Source organism: Erysipelatoclostridium sp. DFI.2.3 (genome assembly GCF_019132535.1).
Taxonomy (GTDB): Bacteria; Bacillota_I; Bacilli_A; order Erysipelotrichales; family Erysipelotrichaceae; genus Clostridium_AQ; species Clostridium_AQ innocuum.
On record NZ_JAHOOJ010000012.1, the window covers coordinates 141561 to 152685 of the forward strand.

10 protein-coding genes are annotated in these 11125 nt (G+C 44.8%); 2 read left to right on the forward strand and 8 right to left on the reverse strand.

The features are described 5' to 3' along the window. Positions 1–53: 53 nt before the first annotated feature. The 8 genes from KSZ58_RS13685 to KSZ58_RS13720 form a co-directional block, all read right to left on the reverse strand. On the reverse strand, positions 54–671 hold the full coding sequence (locus KSZ58_RS13685; protein ID WP_008816866.1) for a GNAT family N-acetyltransferase: 618 nt from the start codon (positions 669–671) through the stop codon (positions 54–56). A gap of 462 nt (positions 672–1133) precedes the next feature. Next, the gene (locus tag KSZ58_RS13690; RefSeq protein ID WP_009270897.1) at positions 1134–1589 is read right to left on the reverse strand and encodes a hypothetical protein; all 456 of its coding nucleotides are present in this window, start codon (positions 1587–1589) and stop codon (positions 1134–1136) included. 340 nt (positions 1590–1929) lie between these two features. Continuing rightward, positions 1930–3021: an ABC transporter ATP-binding protein gene (locus tag KSZ58_RS13695; protein WP_009270898.1), complete on the reverse strand. Its 1092-nt coding sequence runs from the start codon at positions 3019–3021 to the stop codon at positions 1930–1932. 15 nt (positions 3022–3036) lie between these two features. Further along, positions 3037–3207, reverse strand: a complete 171-nt coding sequence (locus tag KSZ58_RS13700) for a hypothetical protein (RefSeq protein ID WP_002609472.1) — start codon at positions 3205–3207, stop codon at positions 3037–3039. Next, complete coding sequence (gene gnpA, locus KSZ58_RS13705; protein ID WP_009270899.1) at positions 3207–5378, reverse strand: 1,3-beta-galactosyl-N-acetylhexosamine phosphorylase; 2172 nt, start codon at positions 5376–5378, stop codon at positions 3207–3209. The genes KSZ58_RS13700 and gnpA overlap by 1 nt, the downstream gene beginning before the upstream one ends. 13 nt (positions 5379–5391) lie before the next feature. Further along, entirely contained in the window at positions 5392–6258 is an 867-nt protein-coding gene (locus KSZ58_RS13710) for a carbohydrate ABC transporter permease (protein WP_002609469.1), read from the reverse strand. Positions 6259–6270: 12 nt separating this feature from the next. Then, positions 6271–7152, reverse strand: a complete 882-nt coding sequence (locus tag KSZ58_RS13715) for a carbohydrate ABC transporter permease (protein ID WP_002609468.1) — start codon at positions 7150–7152, stop codon at positions 6271–6273. Between the two features lie 73 nt (positions 7153–7225). Continuing rightward, positions 7226–8560 (reverse strand): carbohydrate ABC transporter substrate-binding protein, encoded by a 1335-nt coding sequence (locus tag KSZ58_RS13720; RefSeq protein WP_008816870.1) that lies wholly within the window; start codon positions 8558–8560, stop codon positions 7226–7228. A gap of 555 nt (positions 8561–9115) precedes the next feature. Between KSZ58_RS13720 and KSZ58_RS13725 the strand changes: the two genes are divergently transcribed. Beyond that, a complete protein-coding gene (locus KSZ58_RS13725; protein ID WP_008816871.1) occupies positions 9116–9517 on the forward strand; it encodes a hypothetical protein in 402 nt (133 codons plus the stop codon). 142 nt (positions 9518–9659) lie between these two features. Then, positions 9660–11117, forward strand: coding sequence for an arylsulfatase (locus KSZ58_RS13730; protein ID WP_008816872.1), 1458 nt, complete (start codon positions 9660–9662; stop codon positions 11115–11117). The last annotated feature ends 8 nt before the right edge of the window (positions 11118–11125 follow it).

An 11125-nucleotide genomic window follows, 5' to 3' on the forward strand; every position in this document is an offset into this window, starting at 1 on the left:
TAAAACTGTACAGGGCACACAGCTTTGTACGGCTTTTCTTATCGTCTTTTCCTTTAGCAGGTAATGTCATACAGGAAGAACTTCATCGGTGCCTGTTGTCCGGCCAGCTTCACAACCATCTCTATTTCTCCTCTTCGCTGCATTCCACGGTGCTCATAAAAGCCGTAATTACAGCTACTGTCTGTATATAGTAGATAAAAGCTTTGAATATTCTCCTGACGCATATAAGTAAGCGCAGCTGCATAGAGCTGTTTGCCGATTCCCAGACCACGCACAGCTTCATCCAGGACGAAGAATGACAATTCTCCACCATAGGTTTTCCCGCTACCGTCTAACAGCACCTGATCAACATTCCGAATCTTCCCGTAAAAGGAACAGATTTCTCTGCCTTCTCTTGTTATAAGCAGATGCACAATAGCAAGAAGGCTTTGCAGCTTCAGGGAAAACGGACAGCGGTGCTTCTGTATATGTATACCACAGGGCTTTCCGTCAACGATCGCCACGGCAGTGAAGGTCTGATTGGCTAGACAGGAGTACAAATATACATGTGCCAGTCTGGCTGCTGTTTCAGAAGAACAGAATGCATCATATTTCCAGGTTTTGCGTATCACATCCTCCAGAGCAAGTGCATCCTCCTCGTAAAATCTACGAATATCGACAGTTTTGTTCATGATGTTCACTTCTCCTTTATCCTTCATTCGATCAGGTGTAGAATCATCTTAAAGTATCCAGTAACTGTAAAGTCAAGAAGAAACATGCCGATTTTTTGTGTATTCGGACGGCTAGTATGCCACTTTAGCGCTAAGACTATTTCCAGATTCAGTTCTGAGACTTTCCACCTACTGTACACTATACACTGAATAGGAAAAGGAGGTGCCGAACGAATTTTTCGAGATACTCCTCCTTCCGATTATGATCAAGCTTTTACGGTGTTCTTGTCCTATTGTTTCTGCTGCTATGCTTCCGAGTGAAAAAGTAGTTCTTTCCTATGAATGAGGATAACTGAAACAGCTGTTTTTTTTACTATGTCGAATACTGGATATCTCATCTGATTTAGCGCTGTTTCATCGCTATACAAATCATGAAGAGATCACAAAGAAAAACAGCAGTCATGTACCGGCTGCTGTTTTCATTCATTTACGTATCATAGGGGCTCTGTTGCCCTTTATCGTATAAGAAAGCTTAGCAACTGCTTCCAGTGTTTCCTGCATACAGCTGCGTATATCCTCGCAAGCATAGCCCTGCTCTTCACATTCCGAAAGGAATTCTTCTATGACTTCCTCATAACGGTTTTTATGCTCAGTGTTGCGTTTTTTCCAGTTGATTCCGGCAAAGGCAGGTAGGATATTCCAGTTCACAGAAAGAATTCCCAGCTTCATCCATACTGCCAGAATAGGATAGCCTGGATAATGCTGCCAAACGGTCGCATTGTCATTGCTTGAAACCTCATCATCATGAAATCTGACAGTATACGTCTTTGCATAATCGCTGCTGTCAACAAGCGCCTCCTGCTCCTTCACTACAATACGGTCATCTGCCAATGCACTGTATGCCTCATATACCTTTGCTATCGGGGGTAGCTTTCCCACATCATCACCTTCTTTCTATTAGAATACCACGATATATACTGCCTATAAAGCAGTTTTCCACTTTCCCACATTGTTTTCCACATTTGGTGGAAAACTAAAAAAAGACCGATACCTGTGATGAAATACCGGTCTTGCAGCGATTTCCTTTCCATGAGGAAAGAAAGCATCTTTCTTTCCTATTCTTTATACATTCCCATACACCGCCATACCATACGATATCCGGCTGCCAGATACTGCATGATATGGAGGCTTCACCGTACAACGTATCTGAAAGAGGAGGGACGATTGCACTGAACGGCGTCTATGTGGAATGCCTGCACCCCGTAAGGGATGAAAGAACCTAAATAATTGTTTCTTCTGTTTCCTTATCGAAGAAATGAACCTTGCTAAGATCCATAGCCAGCTCGATATCCTCATGCGGTCTTGCTTCAATGCGGGCCGCTACCTTTGCCTCCAGACGCTGTTTTCCAAAGCGTCCGTGCAGGATAAACTCATGACCGAGCAATTCACTGACCTCAACATCGAACATGAAATGTGAGGTAGGATAGGTGTCCGCAACAATGCCTTCGCCATGCAGATCCTCCGGACGGATACCCATGACAACCTCTTTGCCGTCATACGGCTTCATAGCCTCGCGGAACATATCCGGCATTTCGATGCGCTGATCGTTACAGATAAACGCATTTCCCTGATAGGTTCCCTGCAGGAAGTTGGTCGCAGGTGCTCCCAGGAATCCTGCAACAAACATATTCTTCGGATTGTTGTAAATTTCCTTTGGTGTACCGATCTGCTGGATATAACCGGCCTTCATCACAACAATGCGATCCGCCATGGTCATCGCCTCTGTCTGATCATGGGTTACATAAATCGTTGTCGCATTGATGCGCTCATGCAGCTTGATGATTTCACTTCTCATCTGTACACGCAGCTTCGCATCCAGATTGGACAGTGGTTCATCCATCAGGAAAACCTTCGCATTGCGGACGATGGCACGCCCCAGCGCAACACGCTGACGCTGACCGCCGGATAATGCTTTCGGCTTACGATCCAGATAGTCTTCAATTTCCAGTATACGGGCAGCTTCCCGTACACGCTTGTCGATTTCTTCCTTCGGCGTCTTTTTCAGCTTCAGACCAAACGCCATATTATCATAAACACTCATATGCGGATACAATGCGTAGGACTGGAAGACCATGGCAATGTCACGATCCTTTGGTTCTACATCATTCATCAGCTTGTCATCGATATAAAATTCCCCGGCGGAGATATCCTCCAGTCCTGCAATCATACGCAGAGTTGTTGATTTTCCACATCCGGACGGACCTACGAATACAATGAACTCCTTATCCTTGATTTCCAGATTGAAATCAAAAACGGCCTGTACATTATTATCATAGATCTTATCTATATGTCTTAATGATAAATCTGCCATTTTACTTCCTCCTTCTTATTTGTACTTTCGATTGTATACATACAGCTCTGCGAGCAGTCCGGCCAGTCCGGCAATCTCCAATCCCAGATTTCCCAAACCAACGGTTTTCTGTCCGATGACGATCATGCCAAGGAACACAAAGAACAGAACTGCCATGATGATATTCTTCACAATATTGGTTTCCATTATTTCATCACCATCCATCGTATTTCCCCAGGCTGCAGTGTGACATGTTTGCAGTTACCTTCTCCGTCATACACACCGGTTTCCTGGATTTCATTTGTATTATTCAAAATCGCATACTGCTTTGACTGCGGATATGCGTGAACCTCACAATACAGGTTGTCCGCATACCATTTCTTGAATGCTTCCTCCTTGCATGCCGCATAATAGAGGGCACGCAGCAGGATTCTCGTATTCTGGGTGCTGTATGGAAGTCCTGCAATATATACACAGCGTCCTTTTCCATACGCATGGGCTGCCATGTTCACTTCGCCATCGTTATATGCGATGATTTCCGTATCCTCATACAGCGCATAGATATTCTTCATTCCTTCACCGAAATCCAGCGGCTCCACAACATCCTCTGTTATGAAGTGACTGTCTGCCGGTGTATGGAAATATTTGTCCGTATGCAGTGTGAAGCCAAGCTCCTTATCCACACCGAATGCATCTGCCAGCTGGAAGAAACGTCCGCCATGCTCACAGGCTGTCGGCTCTCCGATACCAACCAGACCATGTCCGCTGTATACCCATGCCCGCAGCATGCTAACCAGCATTTCATTTTTCCATATATCTCCACCGGAGAATGCCGTATTTGCATCTCCCGCATTGATGATAACATCAATATCCGCTGGAATGCCATGCTCCAGCAGCTCGTCAAAGCTGATAAAGGTAACATCCACACTGGCTCCGCTCAAGGATTCCAGCATTCCGTTATAGGAATAAATCTGTTTGCAGTACAGACCATGCGCCACCATATAGGCATGCCAGCTGCGCAGCGCTCCCCAGTGATTGAGTATGGCTACCTTCAATCCGCAGTATGGTGTCTGTTCATGGACGATATCATAAATCTGACGGAATTCCTCACATACCTTTTCGATGTATTCCACAAATTTCGGGAACTTGTAGGCAAGGCTTGGATAACCGCCATAACCGATACGGTCGATTGGCTTGCGCATGATGGCACGTCTGGCACTCAGCCAGTTGTCCACCGCTTCGATGACCGGATCATTTCCTTCATGGAAGGTATCCGGGAAGAAATACGGAAGGAATCGTCCTTCATGATATTTCACACCGGGTATATCGGAAATCAGACGAAGGGTTGCACCGCCGCCGACACTGCCGACCACGGCATCCAAACCGATGGAAGGAAAATATGCGCCATACGGCTCGGTACCGATCCAGTTATCACCGAGAAACATCATTGCTTCCTTGCCGGCTTCATGCACCAGATCCACCAGCTCTTTTGCTCGTTCGCTTACGAAGCGCTGTGTAAAATCGATATAATCACGGTATTCCTTTGTCGGAACACAGAACGTGGAGTTATAATAACCGTTTTGGACAAATACCTCCGGACGCAGGCGATAGCCCAACTCCTGTTCGAATGCCAGTATCGCTTCTGTCGATACGCTGGCACCATAGCCGCACCAGTCAACGAATTTTTCCTTCGCATGCTGATTGAAAATCAACGTGAAGTGATAGAAGAAGGTTGTGAATCGTACGATATCACAGCGCTTGTTTTCTTCCTCCTGCAGCCAGTGTTTCAAATATTCCACAACATAGTCCCTGCTGTAGGGCTTGCGTACATCAAACGGTATTTCATGAGGCTTGTCACCCCAGTCATTGGTGATGTGATTATACATCTGCGTCGGATCCCAGAGGATATAGGCCAGAAAGCTGACGGTATATTCATGGAACGGCTGTGCATGATGCACAATAACCGTATGATGCTTTTGATCCAGCTCCCAGTCATCTGCTGCAACCACAGCTCCGCTGGTACGGTCGATAACCTCCCACCACTGCTTGGGATCATGGTCATAATCCGGTGTAACCTGCTGATCGAAGTATTCCGCCGCAAATGCAATTCGAACATCTTCACCGGCTGCCAGTGTATATGCGCTCATCAGATAGATCTGCTGGCATTCCTCCATGTGCTGTTCAGCGAATTCATTATGTCCTCTGGCTACGAAATACGTGGTATATATCTTTGCATCCAGATTCCGGATTCCTTCATCAAGCTTTGTGCCGTCGCTGTCACGGATCGCATCCGCACCCCAGCGTTCCAGCAAATCCTTTGTTTCTTCCAGAAAATTGCTTTCTCCAGGCAATGTTACTCTGCCGAATGTTTTTTTCATAGTCGTGTAGCTCCTAATCTTTCAGACCTCCAAGGCTCATACCCTGGGTCAGTTTCTTCTGTACACAGATGTACAGAATCAATGTTGGTACCATAACGATAACAAGACCGGCATACATGACACCGTAATTCGCCTGTGAACGCTGATCCGCCATCAGGAATTTTAATCCGACAGCCAGTGTCGCATTGTCCTTATCCATCAAGGTGAACGCCATGATATATTCATTCCAGAATGCCAGGAACTGGAACAGAATAACGGTGATGATACTTGGTCTGGCCATGGGAATCATGATTTTCGTCATGGTTTTAAAATAGCCGCAGCCGTCAATCAGTGCTGCTTCCTCATACGCCTTCGGCAGCGTCTTGAAGTAGCCGCTCAGCAGATAAATCGTGAACGGAAGACTGGTAGCTGCATTCACCAGTGCCAGCATGACCTTATTATTCAGGAACACCTCCACACCGAGCAGCTGATCCGCCTGAAACAGCATCAGATAAATCGGCAGCACAATATAGTTTACATTGACAAACAGTCCTGCCATAAACAGGGCATTGAAGAACTTCTTGCCCTTGAACGGATATCTTGCCAGAACATAGGATGCAGGCAGTGCCAGCACCAGCAGGAAAATCAGACCGAGCACGGTGACAAATACGGAATTGATGAAATACTCTCCCATGCGGGCCTTTTCCATCGCATCAACGAAGTTACTCCAGAGAAACTGCGTCGGCATGGACCATGGATCGCCAACCAGATCCAGCTGTGATTTCACACTGGACAGAAATACCCAGGCAACCGGAACGATGATGCTGATGGCGAATACGATCATCGCCACGTAGACGAATATCTTATACCAGGCATGAGAGGACATTTTTTTCTTATTCATAGCTCACACCTCCTAGAATTCCAGAACATCACGTTCTGTGATTTTGTTCAGTAAACCGGACAGGGCGAAGGAGAAGATAAAGGTGATGACACCGATTGCCATACCATAGGAATAATTTCCTCCAAATGCCTTGTTGTACATATAATTCAGCGGTACTTCACTTCCAAGATCTCCATTCGTATTGATCTGAATGAACATGAAGCTTAGATTGATCGTGGAAATAACGAAGAAGGTCAGTGTCGTTCGGATATTGTTCCAGATCAGCGGTAATGTGATCATGAAGAACTGCTTTACCTTTCCTGCCCCTTCCAGAGCAGCCGCCTCATACAGATTTTCCGGAATGGAGGACATGCTGGCCATATACATAACCATGTAGTAGCCGATTGCCTGCCACACCAGTGCAAAGATGATGGAATACAATATGATACCGGAATCTCCCATCCACTGCTTCTGCAGCATACCGAGTCCGATCATTTCAAGGAAGCTGTTCAGCAGACCGTTATCCGGTGCATAAATTGCCGAGAAGATACCGGCAATAACAACAATACTTAAAATATTAGGAATGTAGAAGATGACACGGAAGAAGTTTTTCCCTTTGAATTCTTCTCTTGTCAGCAAGGTCGCAAACAGAACAGCAAGTACGACGGTAAACAGCGTCACCATCACAATGATCAGAATCATGTTCTGCATGGATTCAATAAAACGTGAATCGGTAAATAAAATTTTAAAGTTGTTCAATCCTACAAACGGGGCATCGCCGACGATTCCCGTTTTCCCGTACAGAGAGTAACGGAATACGTTGAAGGTAGGAATCACCATAAAGAGAATCACAAGAATAACGGCCGGTGCCAGACAGGCAAAGACAAATCTTCTCTGTGCTTTCTTTTTATTCATTACTTAACCCTCCTTTTCTAAAAAGCAGTGAGCGATTCGCTCACTGCTAGTTCAATAAATCATGCTCACAAATTTATTTTACTGGATGCTCACTAATCGTTTTCCAAGTTTTCACTAATTCACTGTTCCACTTTTCAGCAGTAGTCTTACCAGTATTGATATCATCAGCTGTGAAACATAATACCTTCTTCATGTCTACATCAGGGATAGCTGCAGAGTCAAATGGTGCAAATGCGCCGATAACTGCAGTAACATTCTCGTCATTGTATACATTGTACAGTTCTTTGTTAACGCCTGTCAGCTTATCTGTAATACCGTTAACAGGTACAACACAGTTATATTTCAGCATGATGTTTGCGCCTTCCTCAGAATAGATGAATTTCAGAAATGCTTTTGCGTCATCCTTGTTTTTAGCTTCAGAAGGAATCCAGCACTGCTCTGTAAAGGTCGTGATGGCTTTCTTTCCGTCTTTTGTCAGTGCAGGTACTGCGCTTACGCCCCATTTGAAGTCTTTTGGAGTTGTTTCTTCCATTTCAGCAACTACCCAGCTTCCGTTTGGCATAAACAGAGCCTTACCGTCGATAACAGCCTGCTGGTTCTTTGTGAATCCGTCTTTTACGTTTGCATTCGCAACCGTATTTGGTTCCATGTAATCTTTTACAAGACGTCCAATCGTATCGGTAACCATCTTACCTTCTTTTGAGTTCCAAGCCTCAGCATCATAGTTTAATAACTTACTCAGCAGCTCCTGTCCGCCGGCTTCCTGAATAACAGAAAGGATTGTGTTATCCAGATATCCTGCCTGTGCATAGGTAAACAGAGAAATCTTGCCTTCTTCTTTCAGCTGGTCACCAAGCTTGAACATATCATCCCAGGTCTGAGGAATTTCATATTTCTTTCCTTCGCCAACCAGGTTTGCATTGTAATATAAACCACCAGGTGTATACATGATTGGTGCCAGATAATTTTTGCCGTCACCATAGAACTGAGATACCGGGTTGTTTACGAAATCCGGATTGATGTTTTTCTTAACATTTTCATCTGCGAATACATCAGAGATGTCTTCCACCTTCTTGCTGTTCAGCTGCGTTTCTGTAAACTGGCTCTGCTGTCCCAGGTTGTAATAAACGATATCGGAATATTCCCCTTTGCTGTTTTCCTTGTTCAGAACTGCTGGTAAGTCCTTCTCAAAACGAAGCTCAATCTTGACATCTTTATTTTTTGCTTCGAATGCCTTCGCCATTTCCTTCCAAACTTCTTCACCGTTTCCTCCAGAGAACGCATCAAATTTAACGATACGTTTTTCGCCGTCACTGCCAGAAGATGCATCATCCTTCTTGCTGCTGCAGCCTGTAACAACGCTTGCGGCCATTAACCCTACACAAGCAAGTGCTACCATTTTTTTCATAATGAATTTCCTCCTTCATCTGGATATGTTTTCCATACCTAAATATTACTGAATGTAAGCGTTTTATGCAATGCATATATTGTTCTGTTTTTTATAGATATTGCTTTTCAAACAATAAAATGCAAGAAACTGTAAATCTTTTCAGAAATCACGTTTTTTACATTTCTTTACATTCAAAGACAACCATCATTATATAAGATAAATCGAAGAAAATAAATAGTATTCATACAGTTATTCTTCGATACAAACAAAAATACAAGAAATTTTAACAAGAAATACCAATTTACAAGAACTACATATAAATTAAATTCCTTTTTATTGATGCTGTATATGAAGTCAGTACTTATAAAATAGCTGTACATGATGAAAGAGCAGGCTAGCAACAATCAGAAATCAGGTGACAAATTGTTTGTCAGAAAACATACAGTCAGCAGGCTGCACAAAAGCATAGCCGCTTTTTCGCACGACATTCCACACCCTCCGGTTTCCATTTTTCCCATTTTTTATTTTTGTGTCAAAATCGTGCTATACTATAGATAGAGAGGAGGGATTTTCATGAAGTACGCCAGCTATCTCTATTATCTTCTATATCCGTATCTGATGCTGTTATCTCAATATCCTATTCATACCGCCTATAAGAACATGATGCAAACATATGATTTCACCGAGTACTATCTCGTCTTCAGCACTGTATTTCTTCTGACTGGTATCTCCGTATTCCTCCTGTATCACTGTTATCAAGCGATACAGCCCCGTATACGCTATGGAATTGAGCTTGTAAACCTCATTCTTTTCGGCTCGTACGTTTACAGCTTTTTCAGTGGGAATCAGCTTCTCCCGGTATTCTCCATCCTTCTGGTCAGTGACTTTGCTCGGGGATTGACCATGGTGTACGCCGGCTTTACTCTCTGTGATGTTATCAAAGGCGCCATTTCAAAAATTCATCCTGTTTCATAGTATTATCATACGGTATCCGCAGAGGATACCTTTTTCAACCTGCAGGTTTCTTGTCCAGTTTTTTCATATAATTGCCACAAAGAACGTTACACATTTCCTTTTTCCACTCTTTCCTATATAATGAACGTTAGAAGGTGAAATTATGAAACAGAATGTGAACGTACTATTGATTGTCTGTGATCAGTTTCGCGGGGATGCTTTATCCTTTGCGAACCATCCGGATGTTAAAACCCCTTATCTGGACTCCCTGGCTGCGGATGGTGTCTTTTTCTCCCATGCTTATTCAGCCACGCCAAGCTGTATCCCCGCACGGGCCGCCCTGATGACGGGAAGAAGTCAAAAGCGGCATGGACGCGTCGGTTATCTTGACGAGGTGGAGTGGCGTTATCAGCATTATATGGCTGAGGAATTTTCAAACAGCGGCTATCAGACGCAGTGCATAGGCAAGATGCATGTACATCCTCCAAGACTGACCTGCGGCTTTCAGAATCTGCAGCTCCACGACGGTTATCTGGGCTGTTATCGCAGCCTGAATATCCCGCACTGGATGCATCAGGATGTCAGTGATGATTATTTGCAGGATCTGCGCAATGTGCTGGGAGAAGATGCAGACATCAATACCAGCGGAGCGGAATGCAATTCCTGGGTAACGCATCCCTGGATTTATGAAGAGCGCCTGCATCCGACCAACTGGGTTGCAGATAAAAGTATTCGCTTTTTAAAAACACGGGATCGCACCCGGCCGTTTTTCCTCATGTCCTCCTTTGTTCGTCCGCATCAGCCATTAGATCCTCCTAAAGCATATTTTGATATGTATAAGGATAAAGAGCTGCGCTCACCGGCTAGCGGTGACTGGGATCCGCAAAACGGAGCAGGTGCGGCTGGCAGAATTTCAGACTCCATATACGGCTGCTGTGATGCTGCTATGCGAAAGGATGCCATGGCCGGCTACTATGCGGCAATCACCCATGTCGACCATCAGCTGGGCCGCATCCTGACTACGCTGAAGGAAGACGGCGTCTATGACGATACCATCATCCTGTTTACCAGTGATCACGGAGAGATGCTGTTTGACCATAATTTATGGCGCAAGGTCTTTCCATATGAAGGAAGCACCCATATTCCGTTCCTTGTGCATATCGGTAAGCATATAGCGGATATCGTACCACATACTATCAATGGCATTACGGAGCTGCGCGATGTCATGCCGACGCTGCTGGATCTGTGCGGGCTGCAAATCCCTGATACGGTGGATGGATGCTCTTTGAAAGGCTGTATCCTGCAGGAAGCCGAATCTGTGCGAAGCTATCTGCACGGAGAACACAGCTTTCACGATAAGCTCTCCAATCATTATATCGTCACTCAACAGGATAAATTTATCTGGTACAGTGAAACAGGCGAGGAACAGTATTTTGACCTGAGCCGGGATCCGCAGGAAACACACAACGCCATCCTGGATGAGGAGTATCAGTCACGTATAAGCGAGCTTCGTGGCATCCTCATTCAAACACTAGAGAATCGAGAGGAAGGGTTTAGCGACGGCACCAGACTGATCTGCCGCAAGGCACAGGACATTCTACAGAATGTGCATGATTACTAACCGCAGGA